The sequence below is a fragment of the Nocardiopsis kunsanensis DSM 44524 genome (genome assembly GCF_000340965.1).
Taxonomy (GTDB): Bacteria; Actinomycetota; Actinomycetes; order Streptosporangiales; family Streptosporangiaceae; genus Nocardiopsis; species Nocardiopsis kunsanensis.
Map to the genome: position 1 here is coordinate 13,623 of NZ_ANAY01000041.1, position 21,227 is coordinate 34,849.

20 protein-coding genes and 1 tRNA gene are annotated in these 21,227 nt (G+C 70.9%); 8 read left to right on the top strand and 13 right to left on the bottom strand.

The window, feature by feature from the left end:
* Positions 1-78 precede the first annotated feature (78 nt).
* Both D456_RS0120725 and D456_RS0120730 read left to right on the top strand, forming a co-directional pair.
* Complete coding sequence (locus D456_RS0120725; protein ID WP_017578092.1) at positions 79-282, top strand: cold-shock protein; 204 nt, start codon at positions 79-81, stop codon at positions 280-282.
* Positions 283-431: 149 nt separating this feature from the next.
* Entirely contained in the window at positions 432-1,847 is a 1,416-nt protein-coding gene (locus D456_RS0120730) for a DEAD/DEAH box helicase (RefSeq protein WP_017578093.1), read from the top strand.
* Between the two features lie 24 nt (positions 1,848-1,871).
* Here D456_RS0120730 and D456_RS0120735 read toward each other — a convergent pair whose 3' ends face one another.
* On the bottom strand, positions 1,872-2,195 hold the full coding sequence (locus tag D456_RS0120735) for a MerR family transcriptional regulator (RefSeq protein WP_017578094.1): 324 nt from the start codon (positions 2,193-2,195) through the stop codon (positions 1,872-1,874).
* 552 nt (positions 2,196-2,747) lie between these two features.
* On the opposite strand from D456_RS0120735, the gene D456_RS0120740 reads away from it, so the two are divergent.
* Together D456_RS0120740 and D456_RS0120745 are read left to right on the top strand one after the other, a co-directional pair.
* On the top strand, positions 2,748-3,461 hold the full coding sequence (locus tag D456_RS0120740) for a PIG-L deacetylase family protein (protein ID WP_017578095.1): 714 nt from the start codon (positions 2,748-2,750) through the stop codon (positions 3,459-3,461).
* 12 nt (positions 3,462-3,473) lie between these two features.
* Entirely contained in the window at positions 3,474-3,827 is a 354-nt protein-coding gene (locus D456_RS0120745; RefSeq protein ID WP_017578096.1) for a VOC family protein, read from the top strand.
* 847 nt (positions 3,828-4,674) lie between these two features.
* Here D456_RS0120745 and D456_RS0120750 read toward each other — a convergent pair.
* Positions 4,675-5,550 carry a LysR family transcriptional regulator gene (locus D456_RS0120750; RefSeq protein ID WP_017578097.1) on the bottom strand — a complete coding sequence of 292 codons (876 nt, stop codon included), beginning with the start codon at positions 5,548-5,550 and terminating at the stop codon, positions 4,675-4,677.
* 69 nt (positions 5,551-5,619) lie between these two features.
* On the opposite strand from D456_RS0120750, the gene D456_RS0120755 reads away from it, so the two are divergent.
* On the top strand, positions 5,620-6,495 hold the full coding sequence (locus D456_RS0120755) for an EamA family transporter (protein WP_204366793.1): 876 nt from the start codon (positions 5,620-5,622) through the stop codon (positions 6,493-6,495).
* Between the two features lie 290 nt (positions 6,496-6,785).
* Complete coding sequence (locus tag D456_RS0120760) at positions 6,786-7,406, top strand: phosphoribosyltransferase (RefSeq protein WP_017578099.1); 621 nt, start codon at positions 6,786-6,788, stop codon at positions 7,404-7,406.
* A 13-nt stretch (positions 7,407-7,419) separates the two neighbouring features.
* Here the strand turns inward: D456_RS0120760 and D456_RS0120765 are convergent, their stop codons facing one another.
* Positions 7,420-8,055 (bottom strand): SAM-dependent methyltransferase, encoded by a 636-nt coding sequence (locus D456_RS0120765; protein ID WP_017578100.1) that lies wholly within the window; start codon positions 8,053-8,055, stop codon positions 7,420-7,422.
* A gap of 201 nt (positions 8,056-8,256) precedes the next feature.
* Complete coding sequence (locus tag D456_RS0120770) at positions 8,257-9,708, bottom strand: amidohydrolase family protein (protein WP_017578101.1); 1,452 nt, start codon at positions 9,706-9,708, stop codon at positions 8,257-8,259.
* Between the two features lie 259 nt (positions 9,709-9,967).
* Between D456_RS0120770 and D456_RS0120775 the strand changes: the two genes are divergently transcribed.
* Positions 9,968-10,041: transfer RNA gene (locus D456_RS0120775), tRNA-Pro, on the top strand.
* A gap of 201 nt (positions 10,042-10,242) precedes the next feature.
* On the opposite strand, the gene D456_RS0120780 is transcribed toward D456_RS0120775, so the two are convergent.
* The 7 genes from D456_RS0120780 to D456_RS0120810 all read right to left on the bottom strand — a co-directional run bounded on the left by D456_RS0120780 (position 10,243) and on the right by D456_RS0120810 (position 17,088).
* A complete protein-coding gene (locus D456_RS0120780) occupies positions 10,243-10,446 on the bottom strand; it encodes a hypothetical protein (RefSeq protein WP_017578102.1) in 204 nt (67 codons plus the stop codon).
* Positions 10,447-10,580: 134 nt separating this feature from the next.
* Positions 10,581-11,627 (bottom strand): magnesium and cobalt transport protein CorA, encoded by a 1,047-nt coding sequence (locus D456_RS0120785; protein WP_017578103.1) that lies wholly within the window; start codon positions 11,625-11,627, stop codon positions 10,581-10,583.
* Positions 11,628-11,892: 265 nt separating this feature from the next.
* Positions 11,893-13,035, bottom strand: a complete 1,143-nt coding sequence (galK, locus tag D456_RS0120790) for a galactokinase (protein ID WP_017578104.1) — start codon at positions 13,033-13,035, stop codon at positions 11,893-11,895.
* Positions 13,032-14,003 carry a UDP-glucose 4-epimerase GalE gene (gene galE / locus D456_RS0120795; protein ID WP_017578105.1) on the bottom strand — a complete coding sequence of 324 codons (972 nt, stop codon included), beginning with the start codon at positions 14,001-14,003 and terminating at the stop codon, positions 13,032-13,034. Before galE ends, galK begins: the two co-directional genes overlap by 4 nt.
* Positions 14,000-15,034, bottom strand: a complete 1,035-nt coding sequence (gene galT / locus D456_RS0120800) for a galactose-1-phosphate uridylyltransferase (RefSeq protein WP_017578106.1) — start codon at positions 15,032-15,034, stop codon at positions 14,000-14,002. Before galT ends, galE begins: the two co-directional genes overlap by 4 nt.
* A complete protein-coding gene (locus D456_RS0120805; RefSeq protein WP_017578107.1) occupies positions 15,031-15,819 on the bottom strand; it encodes a DeoR/GlpR family DNA-binding transcription regulator in 789 nt (262 codons plus the stop codon). The genes galT and D456_RS0120805 overlap by 4 nt, the downstream gene beginning before the upstream one ends.
* A 168-nt stretch (positions 15,820-15,987) precedes the next feature.
* Positions 15,988-17,088, bottom strand: a complete 1,101-nt coding sequence (locus D456_RS0120810; protein WP_017578108.1) for a CobW family GTP-binding protein — start codon at positions 17,086-17,088, stop codon at positions 15,988-15,990.
* 407 nt (positions 17,089-17,495) lie between these two features.
* On the opposite strand from D456_RS0120810, the gene D456_RS0120815 reads away from it, so the two are divergent.
* Complete coding sequence (locus D456_RS0120815; RefSeq protein ID WP_017578109.1) at positions 17,496-18,290, top strand: class I SAM-dependent methyltransferase; 795 nt, start codon at positions 17,496-17,498, stop codon at positions 18,288-18,290.
* A 42-nt stretch (positions 18,291-18,332) separates the two neighbouring features.
* Here the strand turns inward: D456_RS0120815 and D456_RS0120820 are convergent, their stop codons facing one another.
* Positions 18,333-19,418, bottom strand: a complete 1,086-nt coding sequence (locus D456_RS0120820; protein WP_017578110.1) for an Rv2578c family radical SAM protein — start codon at positions 19,416-19,418, stop codon at positions 18,333-18,335.
* Positions 19,419-19,626: 208 nt separating this feature from the next.
* The gene (locus D456_RS26360) at positions 19,627-21,135 is read right to left on the bottom strand and encodes a serine/threonine-protein kinase (RefSeq protein WP_026116077.1); all 1,509 of its coding nucleotides are present in this window, start codon (positions 21,133-21,135) and stop codon (positions 19,627-19,629) included.
* Positions 21,136-21,227 lie beyond the last annotated feature (92 nt).

Sequence of the window (21,227 nt, forward strand, 5' to 3'; positions counted from 1 at the left end):
TTGCCGGACGGGCAATCATTGCGGCAACACCGAGGACACGCAGTGTGGCCTCGTGTACCGCCCTGAAGGAGATTTATTTTGGCGACTGGCACCGTGAAGTGGTTCAACTCGGAAAAAGGTTTCGGCTTCATCGAGCAGCAGGACGGCGGAGCAGACGTCTTCGCCCACTACTCGAACATCGCCGGCTCCGGGTACCGTGAGCTGCTCGAAGGCCAGCAGGTGAACTTCGACGTCACGCAGGGCCAGAAGGGTCTGCAGGCGGAGAACATCGTCGCCTCCTGAGGCTGACGACCCACGCAGAGCTGTGGCCCGCACCCCCGGGTGCGGGCCACAGCTCTTTCTGTGTTCACCATTTTCCACGTGTGCCCGAATTCCGTGCCGGAGCCCCCTCCTGCCGGGCACACGCGTCCCCGACCCGAGAAAGGTCGTACATGAACAGAACCACCGCCGCCAGGAGGAACCGGAAGCCCCGCCCGTCCACGTCCGGGCAGCACCGCCGCAGCCACAACGATCGGAAGCAGGGCCGTGCCCCGCAGCGCTCGGACTTCGCCCTCCCGGTGACCACCACGCCGCCTCTGCCGGCGGTCCACGCCTTCGCCGACATGGGCCTGCCCGAGCCGCTGAGCGCGAAGCTCGCCGAACTCGGGATGGAGCAGCCCTTCCCGATCCAGGCGGCGACGCTCCCGAACTCCCTCGCCGGGCGCGACGTGCTGGGGCGCGGACGCACGGGCTCGGGAAAGACCCTTGCCTTCGGGCTGTCCGTGTTCTCCCGTCTGTCCGGCCGGACCGCCTCCCCGCACCAGCCCCTGGCCGTGGTCCTGGTCCCCACCCGTGAGCTGGCCCAGCAGGTCACCGGGGCGCTCTCCCCCTACGCCCGTGCGGCGCGACTGCGGATCTCCACCGTGGTGGGCGGGCTCCCCATCGGCCGCCAGGCCGGGGCGCTGCGCCGTGGTACCGAGGTCGTCGTGGCAACGCCCGGTCGCCTCGCCGACCTCCTCGAACGCGGGGACTGCCGTCTGGACCGGGTGGAGATCTCCGTCCTGGACGAGGCCGACCAGATGACCGACATGGGTTTCATGCCGCAGGTGACCCACCTGCTCGACCGGACGCTTCCCCACGGGCAGCGGATGCTGTTCTCCGCGACGCTGGACCGCAACGTGGACCGGCTGGTCCGCCGCTACCTCCACGATCCCGTGGTCCACTCCGTGGACCCCTCGGCCGGGGCTGTGGCGACGATGGAGCACCACGTCCTCCACATCGGTGAGGACGACAAGCGTGCGACCGTGACCAGGATCGCCGCCCGCGAGGGGCGGGTCATCATGTTCCTCGACACCAAACGGGCCGTCGACAGACTGGTCTCGCACCTGCTTGCCAACGGGGTCCCGGCGGGAGGCCTGCACGGCGGGAAGTCCCAGTCGCAGCGGACCAGGACCCTCGAACAGTTCAAGGACGGGCGTGCCACCGTGCTGGTGGCCACCAACGTCGCGGCCCGCGGGATCGACATCGCCGACCTCGATCTCGTGGTCAACGTCGATCCGCCCCAGGACCACAAGGACTACCTGCACCGCGGTGGCCGGACCGCGAGGGCCGGGGCCGGCGGCAGCGTGGTGAGCCTGATCCTGCCCCATCAGCGTCGGGCGATGTCACGCCTGTTGAGTACGGCGGAGATCACCGCGAGCACCAGGAGCGTGCACTCGGACGGGGCGGATCTCAGCCGGGTGACCGGTGCACGGGCCCCGTCCGGGGTCCCCGTCACGGTTCCAGCACCTGTAGGCCGGCAGTCCGGTGCCCCGCGCGGGCGGCGCCGCAACGGGAACCGGGGCTCCGCTCGCCGCAGGGCCGCCTGAGGCCGGCACGGCGCGCACGGTGTCTCAGGTCTCGTGGTCGGCACGCATCTCGGCGTTGAGGCGTTGGGCCTCCTTGAGCTGGTCCTCCAGGATGATGATCCGGCACGCGGCATCCAGCGGCGTGCCGCTGTCCACGAGTTCCCGGACCCGGGAGGCGATGCGCAGCTGGTAACGGGAGTAACGGCGGTGGCCGCCCGAGGAGCGCAGCGGTGCGATCACTTCCGTCCTGTCCAGGCTCCGCAGGAACCCGGGCGTCGTTCCCAGCATCTCGGCGGCCCGGCCCATGCTGTAAGCCGGGTAGTCCTCGTCGTCGAACTTGTCGTCGATGTCTCGCGGTTCTGGGCTCACTGCATCCTCTGCGCTCGATACCCTCGACACGGCCCATCGGAGGGGCTCCGAGCAGTTCGCGCCACAGCCGGTGCCGACCCCGCGGGTCCGGTCGAGGGATGTCCCTGCTCCTGCGCCTTCCCCGGCGCCTCGCATCTGCTGTCCTCTCAGGTTACCGAACCCCCTCGGCAGAAAATATCTACTTCCCCCGAGTGAGTTTTTCTTGCCGATCGGGGTGGAAGGCGCGGCTGTGCGGGTCGGGGGCCCGCTGCGCGCTCCCGGAAGAACGGCCCCGAACACCTCGGGACAACAGGAGCCGTCCGGGGTAGAGATTCTCCGGCAGGGGTCTTCGGGGCCGTTCGGTGCGTGCACCGGAGTCTTCCCTCAAGGCCACGGAGGCGCCTGGACCAAGGTGAGCACCAGGCGTGGCAGCACCGGCGCGGCCGGGGCACGAGCAGCCGTCCCGACGGTGTCCGATGCCTCACCCTCCTCCGTGCCCGGGGTCCGAACGGCCATCCGTACGATGGGAACGACCCCGAACACGCGGGCATGCCCGCAACGGAAGGAGCCCCGGTGGCTGACGTGCCCGAACGTGCCCTGGTCGTGATGGCTCACCCCGACGACGCCGACTTCTCCTGCGCGGGGACCGTGGCCCTGTGGACCCGGGCCGGGGCCGAGGTCGTCTACCTCATGGCCACCGACGGCGAGGCCGGCGGCGACGAGCTCACCATGGACAGCTCCGAGATCGGCGCGATGCGCCGCGAGGAACAGCGCCGGGCCGCCGCCGAGGTGGGCGTCGACGACGTGCGCTTCCTCGGCCACCCCGACGGTCGGCTCGAACCCACCCTCGGCCTGCGCCGCGACATCGCGCGGGTCATCCGCCAGGTCCGGCCCCAGCGGGTGGTCGTCCCCAGTCCCGAGCGCGACTGGGACAGCATCCCGGCCAGCCACCCCGACCACATGGCTGCCGGGGAGGCCGCCATGAACGCGGTCTTCCCCGACGCCCGCAACCCGCACGCCCACCGCGAACTCCTCCACGAGGAAGGCCTGGCGCCGTGGGCCGTGCCCGAGGTGTGGGTGGTCGGCGGGCCCCGCCCCGACCAGTACTCGGACATCACCGACGTCTTCGAACGCAAGGTGGCGGCGCTGGCCGCGCACAAGAGCCAGGTCGGCGACATCGCCGAACTCGAACCGATGCTGCGCGAATGGATGGCCGCCAACGCCGCCGAGGCCGGCCTGCCCGAGGGGCACCTGGCCGAGCCCTTCCGGGGTGTCCGCATCGGCTGAGGGGGAGCGCCCATGCGCATGAATTACGTCCTGGACACCTCCGACCTGCGTGAATCTGCCCGGTTCTGGTCGGCGGCCCTGGGGTTCCGCGCCGCCGAACGCGACGACTCGCCCTACCTCACCCTCTCCGACCCCGAGGGGCGGTTCCCGCCGCTGCTGCTGCAAGAGGTCTCCGAACCCAAGCAGGGCAAGAACCGTATGCACATCGACCTGCACGTCGAGGACGCCCGAGCCGAGACCGAGCGCCTCACCGGCCTCGGCGCCCGTGTGCGGCACCCGTTCTTCGAGGAGGACGGTTACCTCCTGGTGGTCCTGGCCGACCCCGAGGGCAACGAGTTCTGCGTCATCGAACCCCTGCACGCCTAGAGAGTGCGTGGCGTAGGTCGGACCGCACCGGCGTCCGCCATCGTTCCGGTCGTTCGGGGTCTTGTGCCCGAGCGTGCCGTAGAGTGGCGGGGTCTCCCGAGGCAGGGATGGGGAACCACGGACCGGTGATGGGCGGGTTCTGACTCTCGGTGGGTGTGGACCGGTTCGGGTGGATGGTGTTCGTCGGAGCGTCGAGCGTAGCCCGGCCGGGGCTCCCCGCAATCCTCTGATGACCGTCCCGGCCGCAGCGATCAGCTCAGCAGCGGCCGTGTCGGGGACGCTCCTGTGCCGGGTGCTGCGGTGTGGTTCGCCATGCTTCCATTCTAAAAGAACCCCCTTTGGGAATGGCATTCTCCACAAGGCAGCAAAACCCTTACCCCCTCTTCCGGTGTTCTCTTGAATCGCTTCGTATCCGCGTGCTCACTTTTCCGCAGGGGGCTGTGGATAACTCCACCGGCCCGCTTTTCTGCGGTAGAATACGAAGGGGGTGCCCGCCTCCGCGCACACGCCCGCCGTCCCCTGGTCTCAATGTGGCCACCACTGGCCGGCCGGGGCCGTCGTTGCCTTCGCAGGAGCGAGCGGCCGTGCCCACGCCGCAAGCGGTGGTCACGATGAAGCCACCACAGGGGGACGGACGTGCCCACCGTTCTTTTGGCTGCCGGGCGCCTGGGGAGGGGGTTCGTCGAGCAGGGCCGGAAAATCCCGGCCGGGCTGAACTCCCGACACCGAGGAACCACCACCCCACGGCAGGACAAGATCACCCAATCATGGTCCCCGGGCACGACAACACCACCGTTATCGTCCCCAACACCCAAACCTCGACGACCACATTCCCCGCCCCTCAGAATTACCGCCCCGAACCATCGACCCGGTACAGCTCCGACAACAACACCGCGGTCGCGTGCGCGGCCGGGTGCGGGTCGTGCCGGTGCCAGGCCAGGCGCACCGCGACCGGGTCGGCCCCGCGTACCCGCCGGTAGACGATGCCTTCGCGCCGGTACTGGGTGGTGGTCGCGTGCGGGGTCAGCCCCACGCAGTGGCCGGTCGCGATCATGCTCAGCCAGTCGTCGACGTCCTGGGTGTATTCCACCTCCGGGCGTTCCCCCTCGGGCCATAGTTCCACGGTGGTCGAGCCGGTCCGCAGGTCCGTGGCCAGGGTGCGCCCGGCCAGCTCCGACAGGTGTACGGAGCGCCGTCGCCGCCACGGGTCGTCCGAGGCCATGGCGATCCACCGTTGTTCGTGGCCCACCACGGTGTGCTCGTAGCGGCGGGCGTCCACCGGCGTGCGCACCACAGCGAGGTCGCACATGCCCTCCGCCAGCCCGGCCGTGGGACTGTTGTGGCGCACCAGCCGGAGCTCCACATCAGGATGGCGCTCCTCCCACACACGCAGGAACTCGGCGGTGTGCCGGCCCAGCGCCGACCACGGGTGCCCCACTCGGACGAGCCTGTGTCCCGAGGCGATCTCCGAGTGCAGGTCCTCCACCGACGTGAGCACGGACCTGGCCCGTGCCAGCACCGTCAGTCCCGCCGTCGTGGGTGTGCACACCCGGCTCGTCCGGTACAGCAGACGTGCGCCGAGTGCCGACTCCAGCGAGGCCAGGGTGCGCGAGACCGAGGCCTGGGAGATCCCCAGTTCCAGGGCGGCGTCGGAGAAGCCGCCGTTGTCGACCACGGCCACCAGGCAGCGCAGGTGCCGCAGCTCCACATCACGCTTGCTCATACGTTCAGCGTATGGAAAGCGCCGCTTATGCATTTGGCGTATGCCTCGGGCAGGGCCACGCTCGGGGCCATGAGCGACCACGACACCGCACCGCGTACGTCCGGGACCGACCGCGCCTCCCGCACGGTGGGTGCGGCCATGATGCTCGGCAGCGGACTGTCCAACCAGGTCGGCGCCTCGGTGGCCTCCCTGGCCTTTCCCGTCATCGGTCCGGTCGGTGTGGTCGCCGTACGCCAGTGGGTGGCCGCCCTCGTGCTCGCCCCCGTGGGACAGCCGCGGATTCGCTCGTTCAGCGCTCACCAGTGGCGGCCGATCCTCGGGCTCGCCGCGGTCTTCGCCTGCATGAACCTCACCCTGTACATGGCGATCGACCGCATCGGCCTCGGTCTGGCCGTCACCCTGGAGTTCCTCGGGCCGCTCACCGTCGCCCTGGCCACTTCGCGACGCCGAGTCGACCTGGTGTGTGCCCTGGCCGCGGGCGCGGCCGTGGTGGTGTTGCTGCGGCCGCAGCCCAGCACCGATTACGTCGGGATCGGCCTGGCCCTGGTGGCTGCGGTGTGCTGGGGTTGTTATGTCCTGCTCAACCGGTCGGTGGGGGCCCGGGTGCCCGGGCTCCAGGGTTCGGCCGCGGCCGCGGCCGTCTCGGGACTGGTCTACCTGCCCGTGGGCGCCGTCGCCTTGTGGCTGATGCCGCCCACCCCTTGGGCCCTGGCGTGTGCCCTTCTGGCAGGGGTGCTCTCCTCGGCGGTGCCGTTCCTGAGCGACATGCTCGCGCTGCGCAGGGTCCCGGCCCACTTCTTCGGCATCTTCATGAGCGTGAATCCGGTACTGGCGAGCCTGGTCGGCATGGCCGTGCTCCAGCAGTACTTGGACCCGCTCTCCTGGGCTGCGGTGTGTGTCATCGTCCTGGCCAACGCCGTGGCCTTCTCCACACCGGGCCGTTGAGCCCGCTCAGGAAGGAACGTCCCTGCGTCCGACGGCTCGGGTCCTGCCCCGCACCGGCGCACCCGGACGGGATATCGCGCGGCAGGGGTCCGATCGGGGATGAACGCGCAGGTTGACCTGTGCCGACACCTCCGCCAGAGGGTAACTGCGGGCCGGGGGCGGGTAGAGCGCCCCAAACAGGGCCCGACCAAGAACGCAGCGGTCTCGTCGGGCTTGCCGGGATCGTCGGGCTTGGGCCCGCTACGGCGCCCAGACCCGGACGGCGACTGAAGAGAGCTGAGGTGAGGAAGGTGTTCCGAGACCGACACGAGGCCGGTGAACGCCTGGCCGAGGAACTGGCCGCCACACAGTGGCAGAACCCGCTCGTACTCGCCATGCCACGCGGGGGCGTACCCGTGGCCGCCCCGGTGGCACGCCGCCTGGGTGCGCCACTGGACGTGGTCGTGGCCCGCAAGATCCCCGTGCCCGGAAGCCCGGAGGTCGCCGTCGGCGCCACCACTTACGAGGGCCCGCCCATCTTCAACCGGGCCGCACTGGACCGGCTCGGCCTCACCGAGGACGGCTTGGCCGACGCGGTCGCCGTCGAACAGGGCGAGGCCCGCCGCCGCGTGGAGCTCTACCGCGGCGGAGCCCCCGAACCCGACGTACGCGGTCGCGACGTCATCGTCGTCGACGACGGCCTCGCCACCGGCATGAGCGCACGCGCCGCCCTGGGCCACGTGCGTGAGAACGGCGCGGCCTCCCTCGTGCTGGCCGTTCCCGTGCGCGCGCCCGACGCCGACCCCACAGATCTGTGCGACCGGGTCGTCGCCATCGAAGTACCCGCCGGCTTCCGGGCGGTCGGGGAGTGGTACACCGACTTCACCCAGGTCGGCGACCACGAGGTCCGCCGTCTGCTGACCAGCGGGTGAACCCCGGCTGTGGTCAGGGTTTGCGGGCGACCGCGCCGTACATGTCGGTGTCCGGAGCCCGGCCCACGTCCACAGCCGCCGGACGCCAGAGAGGGGGCGGCCCCACGCCCGGGGCCAGCAGTTCGAGCCCCTCGAAGTAAGATGCGAACCCTTCCGGGGTGCGGCCCCGACAGGTGGGCGCGGCCTCACGGTTCCACTCGTCCAGTGCTTCGGCGGCGCTGCCCCGGTCGGGGAGGACGGCGTCGGCCAGGACCAGGAAACTGCCGGAGGGCAGGGCGTCGGTGTAGGCGCGGACGAGGTCCACGGCCTCGCTCAGTGTCGGGGTGTGCCCGAGCGTCCCGATGGCCGACAGTGCGACCGGTCGATCGAGGTCGAGTACCTCTGCGCTCCGTTCCAGGACCCGGCCGGTCTCGCGCAGGTCGTGGTCGACGAAAGCGGTGGCGCCCTCCTCCTCGCGAGCCAGGAGGGCGACGGTGTGCATGAGGAAGGCGCGGCCGGCACGGGCGTCGACGGCGATCTTCGGGTGCAGGTCCAGGATCTGGTCGCCGAGTTCGCGGTCGACGGGGTAGTGGTCCTTGCCGTCGAGCCAGTAGTTCCACACGCGGGCCGAGTGTGGCTGAGTGGTGTCGATCGCGGGGGAGTGGGGCATCAGGGGTGTCCGAACGGTCGATGCAACCGGGTGGAACCCCCGGTCCCGTCCTGTGGGAGGCCGTTCGCATCCGTACAGCCAGGCGGACCACAGAGGAGATCTACGGCATAAAGGTGACGCATGTTCGTGCCATGTCGAAGGAGGCGCAACGGGAAGGGGCGCACCGGGCCCGACCCGGTGCGCCCCAGTGGCTCCGGAGCTTCAGCCCCCGTGGGTGGAGGCGCTCTTGTAGTCGGTGTAGCTGTAGGGGTTGTCGAGGATGGTCGGCTCGGGCACGTCGGGGTTCATGCCCTTGGCCCACTCCTCCTCGCCGAGCTCGCCGCGCAGGTGGTCGATGGTCGACTCCACGTTCCGGCGGACCGTGGCCAGGTCGATGCCGACCAGGCGGTGCTCGTGCTTGACCACGCGCCCGTCGACCATGACCGTGTGCACGTCGCCGCGCTGGGCCTGGAAGACCACGTGGCCGTAGGGGTTGAGCATCGGGAACGAGACCGGGGAGTGGTCGTTCTTGATGAGCACCAGGTCGGCCTTGGCGCCGGGGCTGATCCGGCCCAGGTCGTCGCCGCGGCCCAGTGCGTGGGCGCCGCCGCGGGTCGCCCACTCCACGACCTGGTCCGCGCGCAGGGCCGCGTGGGTGACGGTCTCACCGCGCGACTGCGCCTCCAAGTGCTCGCGGGAACGGTCGGCGCCCAGCGTGGAGCGCATCGCGGAGAACAGGTCGCCGCTCCACCAGGCGCTGGTGTCCATCGACAGCGACACCGGGATGCCGTGCTCGCGCAGCTTCCACGTGGGCGGGTATCCCTGGCCGGCGCTCTGCTCGCTCTCGGTGGAGACCGAGACGCTGCCGCCGGTCGCGGCGATGCGGTGGTAGGAGTCGGTCGACAGCGACGCGGCGTGCACGTAGACGGTCTCGGGTGTCATGAACCCGTGCTCGTGCATGAGCCGGATGGAGTCGTCGCCGGTGGCGCCCCACACGCCCGCGTGGGTGGTCACGGGCAGGCCGAGCTCGCGCGCGGCCTCGAAGGCGGGCTTCTCGGGGAACTCCGGGTCGCCGGTGACGTCGAAGGCGATCTGGATGTCGAGCATGTCGCGGTCGCCGTCGAAGCGGCGGCGTACGAAGTCGCGGAAGGCCGGGTCGGTGGCCCACTCGCCGGGCTGGGCCTGGATGTTGCCGTAGGCCAGCACGTAGCGGCCCGGGACCGACTCCAGGGCGTCGGCGGCGGCGTCGGCGTGGTCGACGGTCTGCAGCCCGTGCGACCAGTCCACGACCGTGGTCACCCCGGCCTCGAGGGCCTCGACCGCGGCCAGGGCGTTGCCGGCGTGGACGTCCTCGGGACGGAAGAGCTTGCCGCCCTCCATGTAGTACCAGACGAAGTACTGGGTCAGGGTCCAGTCGGCGCCGTAGCCGCGCATCGCGGTCTGCCACATGTGGCGGTGGGTGTCGATCATGCCCGGCATGACGATGCCGTCGGTGGCGTCGATGACGGCGGCGCCGTCGGGGACGGGCAGGTCGCGGCCGATCTCCACGACACGGTCGTCGACGACGAGGACGTCGGTCTCGGGAAGTACGGTGCGGGCGTCGTCCATGGGCAGCACCGTGCCACCGCGCAGGACGACGGGGCGTCCGCGCTCGAACCGGCTGTTCTCGCTCATCCTGAGGGCACTCCTCGCATGGTTGTGTGCAGCATGGGGCTGTTTGTTCATTTTTGAACATATGCGCTGCTTTTGACCGGAAGCGGAGGGTTCCGCTGCAGAGCGTGAAGCGTGCGGTGACTCTCCTCCGTCCACGGCCCTGATACATGACCGGGGCTCCAGGCAGCCGGGCCGCAGGAGCGATGTCCGGTCAGTGCCGCAGATGCGATAGAGTCGTCCCGTCGGCGGCGCCGTGAACGCGGTGCCGATCCGGCTCTCACGGGACGTGGCGCAGTTTGGTAGCGCACTTGACTGGGGGTCAAGGGGTCGTGGGTTCAAATCCCGCCGTCCCGACACAACGGAAGGGCTCACCGTACGGTGAGCCCTTTCCTGTTCCTCCCCTCATCGCTCACGTACTCGTTGCAGACGGCACGCGGCGGTGTACACGGGACCGGCGGTTGGCAGCGCGGGTGGAGAACGGGTCCGCCCGCACGGAAGCGGTACTGCACCGCTCGGTGCGGTGCGAGCGACACCCGATGGGCTTTCCCGTGGCGGTCAGTCCTTCTTCACGGTCCTACTGCCCAGAAGGAAGGCGCCCACGACCAGTCCCACATTGAGGGCGATCATCAAGGGCGTTCGCAACGAGGGCACGGGGTCCTCGAACTTGACCAGCATGAGAAGCAGGAACAGGACGCCGACCAGCACCATGTGGAGGTAGGGCAGGCCGGTGTTTTTCTCGGAGCGGGTTTCCTCGGTCAAGCTCGTCTTTCGTGGTGAGGGGGAGGGGACGCGGTCACCTCTCCCCGCGCGGGTGACGGACGGCTCGTGCGCCTTCCCCCCGGGGAGGAGGCCGACGTACCCGGAGAAGGGTACACGCCGCCTGTGCCGCTTCCTCAGAGCCAGCGGCGCCACTTGAACACGCCCCAGAGCCCGAGGGCCAGGCCGAGCATCAGCACCAGGGAGAACGGATACCCCAACGACCAGTGCAGCTCGGGCATCAGGTCGAAGTTCATCCCGTAGACCGAGGCGATGAGGGTCGGGGTGAACAGGATCGCCGCCCACGACGAGATCTTCTTGACCTTCTCGCCCTGCTCGATGGTCTCCTCCGCCAGCCGGAGGCTGGCGCCCGACATCCGCCGCATCTCCTCGTTCTGCTCCAGGGACACCAGCGTGGAGTGGACGGTGAGCGTGTTCTCCAGCAGTACCCGGGCGGTATCGACCCGAGCCGCCACCCGCACGGTGTGGTCGTGCACGTTGCGCAGCCGGTGCCGGACCTCGTCGTCGGTGCCGTACCTGTCGGCCCCACGCAGCAGCCCCTCCAACATGGCCGGATGCTCCTGGACCGCGCGTTGGAAGGTGATCACCTGCCCCAACAGCCGGTAGATCCGCTCCGTCAGCCCGGGGTCGATGTCGGACTCACCGAAGAGGTCCTCCTCGATCTCGTCGATGTCCTCCTCCAGGCCGGCGATGACGGGGGCCTCCCGGTCCACGACCTCGTCGAAGAACGCCGTCAGCAACGCCTCCGGTCCCAGAGCGAGGAACTCCGGGTCGGACTCCAGGATCTCGCGGACCACCCTCAGGTCCGGCCTCGCCTCACGCCGGACCGTGATGACGAAGCGCGGTCCGATGAACAGGTGCACCTCGCCGAACTCGACGCGTTCGTCCTCGTCGTCGTACCCGGCCGGTCGCAGCACGACGAACAGCGTGTCGCCGTACCGCTCCAGTTTGGCCCGCTGGTGCCCCTTGCGTGCATCCTCGACGGCCAGCGGATGGAGCGCGAACACCTCCGCCACCACTTCCAGGGTGTGCGTGTCCGGTTCCACCAGACCGATCCAGACCATCACCTCCGGGCGGCGGAGCACATCGGCCCCCGCACGGAGGTCCTGGAAGGTCTCGGTGAGGCGTCCCTCGACGTAAACACGCCCCTGGATCTGCGTCATCGCTGCGGGTTCTCCTCGACGGGTCCGGTCGGCTGCGCCCCGGCGGTGAGGACGCTCCGGGTGCCGGGGACCGCGAGCGCGACCAGTCTCTCGACTTCCGCCGTGCGAGAGTGGGAATCTGCGGCGACACGCCGTTGCGCGCTTCCCGCGGGCCGGTCCCGCGCAGCACCGGCCCGGCCCGCGGACCGCGTCCGCTTCCGTCGTGAGCCCGGTCCGTCCTCCCGCGCCCGGGAACCTTCCTGCCGTCCCCGTGGACGCGCTGAGCTCAGCTCAGGCGGCGGGCCCCGGCCGACGGCAGGGCCGTGAACACCTCCGGTGCACCGAACCCGCGTTCGGCGAAGGCCGCACGTACCGCCTCGGTGCACACCTGCACCTGTTCGGAGTCCACCAGAGCGATCACACAGCCACCGAAACCGCCACCGGTGATGCGAGCCCCCAGGGCACCCGCCGACAGCGCCGCCTCCACCGCGGTGTCGACCTCGGCGACACTGACCTCGTAGTCCTCACGCAGGGACACGTGCGAGGCCGTCAACAGCGGTCCTACCTCACGCAGACGTCCCGCCCGCAACAGCTCCACGGCCCGCAGCACCCGCTCGTTCTCGGTCACCACGTGCCGCACCCGTGCCCGTACCGGCCCCTCGGGCAGGCGCTGCAGCGCCCGGTCCAGCTCCGGACCGGTGACCTCGCGCAGCGCCGAGACCTCCAGTACACGGGCGGCCCTCTCGCAGGAGCTGCGGCGATCGGCGTAGGCGCCCTCCACCAGCCGGCGCGGCGCCCTGGTGTCCACCACCAGGAGCGACATGCCTTGCTCGGCCAGGTCGAAGGGCTCGGACACGGTGGTCAGGGACCGGCAGTCCAGGAACAGCGCCCGCCCCTGCTCGGCCAGCATCACCGCCGACTGGTCCATGATCCCGCAGGGCACACCGACGAAATCGTTCTCCGCACGCTGGGCGAGCCGCGCCACCTCCTCCGGTGCGGGCTCGTGCCCGTACAGACCGGTGGCGGCCAGGACCGTCGCACAGCACAGCGCCGCCGACGTCGACAGGCCGCTGCCGGCCGGGATCGTGCTGTCCACCAGCAGATCGAGCCCGCCGACCCTGTGGCCCTCCTCCAGCAGCACCCACAGGGCCCCGGCCTGGTAGGCGGCCCCCTCCGGCACCGAACCGGGCGCCAGACCGTCCAGGAAGAACTCGTGCGGCCCGGGGAACTGGCGGGAGTGCAACCGCACCTTCCCGTCGTCGCGGCGCGCGGCGGCCACGGTCAGGCTGTGGGGCAACGCGATCGGCAGCGCGAACCCGCCGTTGTAGTCGGTGTGCTCACCGATGAGGTTGATGCGCCCCGGCGCGGCCCACACCCCTTGGGGGGAGCGGCCGAAGGCCTGCCGGAACTGCGCGGCCGGGCCGTTCACGGCGCCGCCTGCTTTCCCGAACGGCCGCGGACGAATGCCCAGGCGTCGGCGACGATCGTGTCCAGGTCGCGGGAGGGCTGCCAGTGGAGTTCCTCGCGTGCCCGGTCGTTGGCGGCCACCAGTACCGACGGGTCGCCCGCGCGCCGGGGACCGTCGACCGCGGGCACGGGGTGCCCGGTCACGCGCCGCACCGCTGCCAACACCTGGCGGACCGTGGAGCCGCCGCCGCTGCCCAGGTTGTAGATGCGGTGCGTGCCCGGTTCGGTGCGCTCCAACGCGCGCACGTGGGCCTCGGCCAGGTCGCGCACGTGCAGGTAGTCGCGGACCGCGGTGCCGTCGCAGGTGGGGTGGTCGGTGCCGTGGACCGAGGCGTGCGAGCTCTGGCCGGCGGCGACCTTCAGCAGGTTGGGGATCAGGTGGGTCTCCGGGTCGTGCCTCTCGCCGAGACCGGCGTGGGCACCGGCCACGTTGAAGTAGCGCAGGCTGACCGCGCCCAGGCCGTGGGCGCCGGCCCATCCGGTGAGCATGTGGTCCACGGCGAGTTTGCCCGCGCCGTAGGGGTTGGTGGGTGAGGTCGGGTCGCTCTCGCGCAGGGGCGCGTCCGTGGGCGGGTCGCCGTAGGTGGCGGCGGTGGAGGAGAAGACCAGCCGGTCGACCCCGTGTTCGCGCATCGCCTCCAGCAGGGCGAGGGTGCCGCCGACGTTGGTGTGCCAGTAGGGGCCCGGGTCCTGTACGGACTCACCCACCAGGGACTTGCCGGCGAAGTGCAGGACGGCGTCGAAGGAGGGATCCAGGACCCGGGCGGCGTCGTGGACGCCGCCCTCCACGAAGGCGGCCCCGGAGGGTACGGCGTCGCGGTGCCCGGCGGAGAGCACGTCGAGCACGGTGACCTCGTGCCCGGCCTCGAGCAGCAGGGCGCTGACGACACTGCCGACGTATCCGGCGCCGCCGGTGACGAGGAGTTTCACGGGCAGGCCTCCCTCAGACGCCGGGCGGTGGTCTCGGGGGCGACGTCGTTGATGAACACGCCCATGCCGGACTCGGTCCCGGCCAGGTACTTGAGTTTTTCGGCGGTGCGGCGCACGGAGAAGACCTCCAGGCGCAGGCGGGACAGGTCCCGGTCCCGGCCCTGGCGCACGGGTGCCTGGTGCCAGGCGGAGACGTAGGGCAGCGGGGTGTCGAAGAGGCGGTCGAGCCGGCCGAGCAGGTCGGTGTAGAGCTCGGCGAAGGCGTCGCGTTCGGTGCCGTCCAGGGAGGGCAGGTCGGGTACGTGCCGGTGCGGGTACACGTGTACCTCCACCGGCCACCGGGCGGCCTCGGGCACGAACGCGGTCCAGTGGTCGTTGCGCGCGACCACGCGCGGGCCGTTCTGTTCGGCGGCCAGGACGTCCTCGAACAGGTCGCCGCCGGTCTCTTCCCGGTGGGCGCGGGCCGAGTCCAGCACCGTTGCGGTGCGGGGTGTGACGAAGGGTAGCGCGTAGGTCTGCCCGTGCGGGTGGTGCAGGGTCACCCCGATCTCCGGTCCCCGGTTCTCGAAGCAGTACACCTGCTCGATCCCGGGTTGCTCGGCCAGCGCGGCGCTGCGGTCGGCCCAGGCGTCGACGATGGTGCGTACCCGCTCGGCGCCCAGCTGGGCCAGGCAGGTGTTGTGGTCGGAGGAGAAGCACAGCACTTCGCAGCGGCCCTGGTCGCCGCTGAGGGCGGGGAAGCGGTTCTCGAAGGAGACCACGTCGTAGTCGGGGGAGGGGATCTCGGTCCGCCGGCCGCCGCTGGAGGGGCACAGCGGGCACTGGTCGGTGGGAGGAAGGTGGGTGCGGCTCTGGCGGTGGGCCGCGACCACGACCGGTTCCCGGGTGAGCGGGTCCCGGCGCAGTTCCGAGCCCGGCGCGGGTCCGGGCAGCTCGCGCCGGTCCTGGTGCGGAACGCGGCGGGGGCCGTCGGACTCGTCGTAGTAGATGATCTGCCGGCCGTCGGCCAGCGTCGCGGTGGTCTTCCTCATCCGGTCTCCGGGGGAACGTCGGTGATCACGAGGCGGCCCACGTGCTCCTCCAGGGTGCGGCGGGCGTCCGGGGCGAGCCCGTCGTCGGTGACGAGCACGTCGCAGCGGTCCAAGGGGGCGATGGTGCTCAGCCCGACCGTGTCCCACTTGCTGGAGTCGGCGGCCACCACCAGGGTCTCGGCCGCCTCCACCAGGGCGTGGTCGGTGTCGGACTCCATGAGGTTGGGGGTGGTGAACCCGGCCCGCTCGGCCATGCCGTGCACGCCCAGGACCAGGGTGTCGAGGTTGATGCCGCGCACCGAGGCCAGGGCGAGCGGTCCGACCAGCGCGTCGGAGGGGGTGCGGAACCCGCCGGTCAGCGCCACCGTCTGGTCGGAGCGTTCCGAGCGGTGGAAGACCTCGGCCACGTGCAGCGAGTTGGTGATGACGGTCAGGCCGGGCCTCTCGCGCAGGTACTCGGCGACCAGCGCGGTCGTGGTGCCGGCCGACAACCCCACTGCGCTGTGGGGTTCGACGAGCTCGGCCGCGGCGCGGGCGACGGCGTGTTTCTGTGCGGCCTGCAGGGTCGACTTGGCGGCGAACCCGGGCTCTTCGGTTCGGGGACCCTCGGGGGCGACGGCGCCGCCGTGCACCTTGCGCAGGGCGCCGCGGACCTCCAGGGTGTCCAGGTCGCGCCGCACGGTCATGTCGGAGACCGACAGGTCGCCGACGAGGTCGGTGACGCGTACGCTCCCCTCGCGCCGGAGCCGTTCGAGGATCCGCTCCTGCCGTTGTGCGGCCAGCATCCGACCCCCGTCTGTTCGGGTGTGTTGGTTCTTGTTGTTTCTCAGTGTGCTCCTTGCCGTTCGGGGTGTCAATGGGGGGTGTCTGTTTGCTTTATGTGTGCGTCCCTGTGGGAAAGTGTGGGTTCTGTCCCGGCGTGCTGTGTCGTCGCGGGGATTGTTGCGGCCCGCTCACCTCTCCGAGAGCGCGGAGAAGGGGTCGTGGCGGAACCCCTGGCCGGTCTCCTCGTCGGTGGCCAGGCACGAGTCCAGCAGCTCCACCAGGGCGCGGGCGTCCATGTCCACCCCGGTGAAGGCCAGGTGCTGGCGCCGGTCGCCCACCTCGGGGTCCCAGTCGCGGAGGGCGGCGGCGCGGCGTTCGGGGGAGACCAGGTCCAGGGCGGCTCCGGGTAGGGCAGCCAACCAGGGGCCGCCGTTGTCGACCAGGAGCAGGTCCTGGTGGGAGTCCCAGACCATGAGGTTGTCGGGCCGGCCGGCCAGCCAGAAACGCCCCCGGCCGCGCAGGCTGACGGAAGCGAGGTCCTCCAGGGCCCGGGCCAGGCGCCCGGGATGCAGGGGCCGGGTGCGGGTCCAGGTCACCGTACTGACCCCGTGTTCCTCGGGGTGGTCGGTGTAGTGGGCCCAGGCGGGTTCGGTCCGGGCGCGGGCGGCGCCGGTGTCGAACTCGGTGCCGGACCAACCGTCGGCGGCCGCGTGGGTGGGGACGGCCGGGGCCCCGGGGTTGAGCTGGGCGAGCAGGGCGAGGGTGTGGGGTGTGGGCTCGCCCCGCAGGGCGAGGAGGCCGGGGTACTCGATCTGGCGGGTGAGGACCTCGGTGACCGTGCGGTGATCGTCCTGGGCGATGTCCAGGCCGCGGTCGGTGAGGTCGTCGTGGGTACTCAGGTCGGTGGTGAGGCGGGCGGTGTCCACGGCGGTGACGACGGCGGCCAGGCGCAGCTCGTCCCGCGCGGCGATGCTCTCGGCGATGAGCTGGGGTTCGACGCTGTTCCAGGCCTCGACCACCACCAGGTCGTGGTGTCCTGCCTCGGCGGTGCGCAGGAGGAAGGGGATCAGGTCCTCGCGCAGGGTGCAGGAGGCGCAGGCGTGGTCGAGGCGGACCTGTTCGCGTTCGTGTGTGCCGTCGGCGCCGTGGGTCAGGCGCAGTACCGTCCCTTCGCCGGTGCGGGCCAGGTCGTGGTGGACCGCGAGTGAGTGCGGGGAGGTCGAGAGCAGGGCCTGCGCGGCTTCGTGGCGCGCGAGCCCGTGCAGGCCGGTGACCAAGGCGATGCGCATGGTGTCCTCCTTCCGGGGGAATCCCCCAAGATTAAAATGAAAACCGTTTTCAAATTCTAGCCGCCCCAGGGCGCTGCTCGGGACCGTCCGCGGCCGGGAGAACCCCGCCGGGCCTCGGCGCAACGACCCGGCGCCGGCAGGGCGCGAACAGCCGACCCGCGGCCGGATACCGCGCCCGGGCTCGGCACCCGCCGATCACACCGGTGTCCCGCCGCCCGGAACGGGCGGTCTCCACCGGGCAAACTTCACGTGTTCCTTAACCCACGCAAACGCGCGCGCGTGAGAGTCTGGGATCCCCGTCCGCGACAGCACGCCCCCGAGCGAGCACGCCCCGCGGACAGGACGAGTTCCCGCACCTGGAGCGCCACAGCACCAGGGTGACCGACCGAGAAGGCCACGAACAGCCGATGCCGAAACGAACCTCACTCACCGCGGATCGTTCCTCCCTGAGGCACCGCATCCGCTACGCGATGCGCCACCCCGAACGGATCGGCCCGTACCTGCGCCGCTCCGCCCGCGACATGCGGCTGCGACTGACCCACCGCGACCACGTCTCCTACTACCGCGCGGTGATGGCCTCCGACACCGCGCGCGACCCCAGGAGGGCCGTGGGCAGCCGCAACGAGAAGCGCTGGCTGGCCCTGGGCCGGATGCAGTTCGACTACCTGACCGGCCACGGCCTCAAGCCCGGCCAACGCATGCTCGACATCGGCTGCGGCAACCTGCGCGCCGGGTGGCGTTTCATCGAGTACCTCGACCCCGGTGACTACTACGGGATCGACATCTCCCCGGACATCCTCATCGCAGCCAAGAAGGTGCTGTCCGAACGCGGACTGCAGCACAAGCTCCCGCACCTGACACTCACCCACGACCTGACCTTCGACTTCCTGCCCGAGCACCACTTCGACGTCGTCCACGCCCACAGCGTCTTCTCGCACTCCCCGCCACAGGTCATCGACGAGTGCCTGGCCCACGTGGAACGGGTGCTCGCCCCGGGCGGGTTCTTCGACTTCACCTTCGACCGCACCGAGGGCGCCGAGCACCACGTGCTGCGCGAGGACTTCTACTACCGCACCGAGAACCTGATCGCCCTGGCCGAGAGGCACGGACTGAACGCGAAGTTCATGGACGACTGGGAAGAGCTCCCGCACGGCCAGTCCAAGATCCGCGTCACCGTGCCCGAGCGTGACGTCTCTGTCTGAGCCGGCCGGGCCGGGCGGCCCGTTTCCCCCACGGGTCCGAGGTCAAAAACCGAGGGAGAGCTGCTGAGTCGCGGCTCCCGGGGCCGGTGTCTGCGACGGTGTGGCCGGGCGCGTGCGTTCCTTCCGTGGCCGGTGCCGCGCGGGCCCGTTGAGCCCGTACCGTCCGGCGGCCTCGTGCACCGCCGCCACAACCGCGTCGCCGTAGGCCTTCGGGACGTAGGAACCGCGTCCGTACAACTCCCGGTACAGCGGCACCAGGTGCGGATGCTCCCGCTGCAGCCACGCCCGGTACCACTCCCGCGCACCGGGCCGCAGGTGCAGAACGACCGGGGTGAGGCGGGCCGCCCCCGCCTCGGCGATCGCCGCGACGGTCTCCTCGATCTGCTCCGCCGAATCGGTGAGCCCCGGCAGGATCGGCGCCATCAGCGCCGAACAGCGCAGTCCCCGTTCGGCGAAGCGGCGCACCACGTCCAGCCGTGCGCGCGGGCTCGGCGTGCCCGGCTCCACCGACCGCCACACCGCCTCGTCCACAGACCCGACCGAGACCGCCAGGCCCACATCCGTGACCCGGGACGCCTCCTCGATGAGGTCGAGGTCGCGCAGCACCAACCGACCTTTGGTGAGCAGTGAGAACGGGTTGGCCGCGTCGCGCAGCGCCCCGATGATCTGCGGCATGAGCCGGTAGTGGCCCTCCGCACGCTGGTACGGGTCGGTGTTGGTGCCCATCGCCACCGGCTCCCCGGCCCAGTCGGGACGCGCCAGCTCGGCGCGCAGTAGTTCGCCGGCGTTGGTCTTGACCATGATCCGGGTGTCGAAGTCCCGGCCGCTGTCCAGATCGAGGTACTCGTGTGTGCGCCGCGCGAAGCAGTACACACACGCGTGCGCGCACCCGCGGTACGGATTGAGCGTCCACCGCATCATGGGATCTTCGCCCGGAACCCGGTTGATGATCGACCGGGCCCGGATCTCCACCGCCACGGGGGCGTCGCCGGTACCGGACTCCACGGGGCCCGGCCCCGGTGCCTTCAACCCCGCGCGGCCGGTGCCGCGCTCGGGTGGGGTTGGTGCCTCGAACAGGGTCTGCTGCCCCGTGTCCTCGGTGTCGTTTCGGAGGTTCTCCCAGCGCATGACTCATATTCGAACACGGTTTCGAATGCCTGTCCAGGGCGGGATGTGGACAGGGACGAGAACCCCGCGGGGCAGGGGAAGGAGCGGCACGAGCGTGCAGCGCCCGCGGCTCCGTCGACGAGGACGATCCCGCTTGCTCGACCACCCTCGAGCTGAGCTGAGCGGCCGGCGGTCTGTGGCTCCGGGCCAGAAGCGAACGAGCTCCCGGTCAGTCCACCCGGGCCAGGCTGAGCGTGGTCACCGGCTCACCGCCGACGTCGCCCTCATCGAAGAAGTCGATCGCCATCGTGTCGCCGTCCACGATCACCGCGACCTGCTCGTCGAGCCGCGCCGACTGCGTGAGCACACACTGGCCGGGCTCCATCGAGTCGAAGGAGACCACCGCGTCGTATCCACGATCGGTCGACCCGCTCAGATTCAGGTCCGTGTCGCAGTCGTCGCGGTCGATGTCGAGCTGGCCGGACTGGTCGCCCTCCTGGGCCTGCAACTCCACCTGGGCACCGTTCTCGGCCACACCCTCCCAATCGCCCTCGTGAGCCTGGGAGAACCGGGGCACACCCTCGGCGGGATCCAGGTCGCGGTCACCGGACGCGGGCTCCTCGGGGTCCCCGCTCGGCTCCGTTCCGCCTTCCGAACCCGGCTCGCCGGCACCGGCCGACTGCTCGGAGCCCCCCTGAGAGTCCGCCTGCCAGGGCGGGGCGTTCATTCCCAGGCCCAGAGACAGGCCCGCCAGGAACAACCCCGCGCCCGCCAGGACCGCCCCGGTGCCCAGCAGCCAGCCACGCGCACGCGAGCGCTTCCGCGGCCCCTTCGCGCCGACCGCCTGCCCCTGCGCTGCGGTCGGGGCGACCATGGTCGCCTGCGCCGCGTGCGCGGCCTGCACGAGCGTGCCCGCGTCCGCGGGGCCGCCCTGGCGCCCCAGCAGCCTCATGAGCACGTCCACCGAGCTCGGCCGCGCCGCCGGGTCCTTGGCCAGCGCTCCGGCCACCAGGTCGCGCAGGGGCTCGGGCACCCGGCTCAGGTCGGGTTCGACGTTGACGACGTTGTGCAGCACGTTCGCCACCGTCGTGCCCTGGAACGGCGATCGTCCCGTGGCCGCGTACGCGATGACCGCACCCCAGGAGAAGACGTCCGAGGCGGCCGTCGCCCGCCCGTCGGCGATCTGTTCCGGCGCCATGAACGCCGGCGTGCCGATCGGTGAGTTGGTCAGTGTGCCCGCACCGAGGGTGTTCTGCGCGATCCCGAAGTCGATGACCCGGGCCCCGTCCCCGCCCAGAAGGACGTTGCCGGGTTTGAGGTCGCGGTGCACGATCCCCGCCTCGTGGATCGCCACCAGCGCCGTCGCTGTCGCCACCGCCAGGCGGCTCAGATCGCCGCCGCCCATCGGCCCCTGCGTACCCAGGTGGTCCTGCAACGACGGGCCGTCCACGTACTCGCTGACGATGTAGGGCGGCCGGGCCTCGAAGTCCACCGCCAGCACCGCCGCGGTGCAGAACGACGCGACCTGACGCGCCGCCTGTGCCTCGCGCACGAACCGCTGCCGCATCCCCGGGTCGTCCACAACCTCGCTGTTGAGGGTCTTGACCGCTACCGGGACCCCGTCCGGCCCCTCGGCCAGGTACACGGTGCCCTGGCCCCCGGTGCCGATCCGTCCGGTCAGGACGAACGCGCCGACGCGGCGCGGGTCGGTCTCACGCAGGGGAGAGGGGGAGCTCACTGGGGCCTCCGGTGGTCGGGTCGCGGGACGGTCACTGTCGCGTGCGGGCGCCGCCCGCGTGCGTATCCGGTCTGTCCTGTCTCGTTCCGGTA

Bases quoted from the DNA above. Each gene is read 5' to 3' on its own strand.
- D456_RS0120730 (WP_017578093.1), top strand. From the start codon at position 432: ATGAACAGAACCACCGCCGCCAGGAGGAACCGGAAGCCCCGCCCGTCC.
- D456_RS0120745 (WP_017578096.1), top strand. From the start codon at position 3,474: ATGCGCATGAATTACGTCCTGGACACCTCCGACCTGCGTGAATCTGCC.
- D456_RS0120750 (WP_017578097.1), bottom strand. From the start codon at position 5,550: ATGAGCAAGCGTGATGTGGAGCTGCGGCACCTGCGCTGCCTGGTGGCC.
- D456_RS0120755 (WP_204366793.1), top strand. From the start codon at position 5,620: ATGAGCGACCACGACACCGCACCGCGTACGTCCGGGACCGACCGCGCC.
- D456_RS0120765 (WP_017578100.1), bottom strand. From the start codon at position 8,055: ATGCCCCACTCCCCCGCGATCGACACCACTCAGCCACACTCGGCCCGC.
- D456_RS0120770 (WP_017578101.1), bottom strand. From the start codon at position 9,708: ATGAGCGAGAACAGCCGGTTCGAGCGCGGACGCCCCGTCGTCCTGCGC.
- D456_RS0120785 (WP_017578103.1), bottom strand. From the start codon at position 11,627: ATGACGCAGATCCAGGGGCGTGTTTACGTCGAGGGACGCCTCACCGAG.
- galT (WP_017578106.1), bottom strand. From the start codon at position 15,034: ATGAGGAAGACCACCGCGACGCTGGCCGACGGCCGGCAGATCATCTAC.
- D456_RS0120805 (WP_017578107.1), bottom strand. From the start codon at position 15,819: ATGCTGGCCGCACAACGGCAGGAGCGGATCCTCGAACGGCTCCGGCGC.
- D456_RS0120810 (WP_017578108.1), bottom strand. From the start codon at position 17,088: ATGCGCATCGCCTTGGTCACCGGCCTGCACGGGCTCGCGCGCCACGAA.
- D456_RS0120815 (WP_017578109.1), top strand. From the start codon at position 17,496: ATGCCGAAACGAACCTCACTCACCGCGGATCGTTCCTCCCTGAGGCAC.
- D456_RS0120820 (WP_017578110.1), bottom strand. From the start codon at position 19,418: ATGCGCTGGGAGAACCTCCGAAACGACACCGAGGACACGGGGCAGCAG.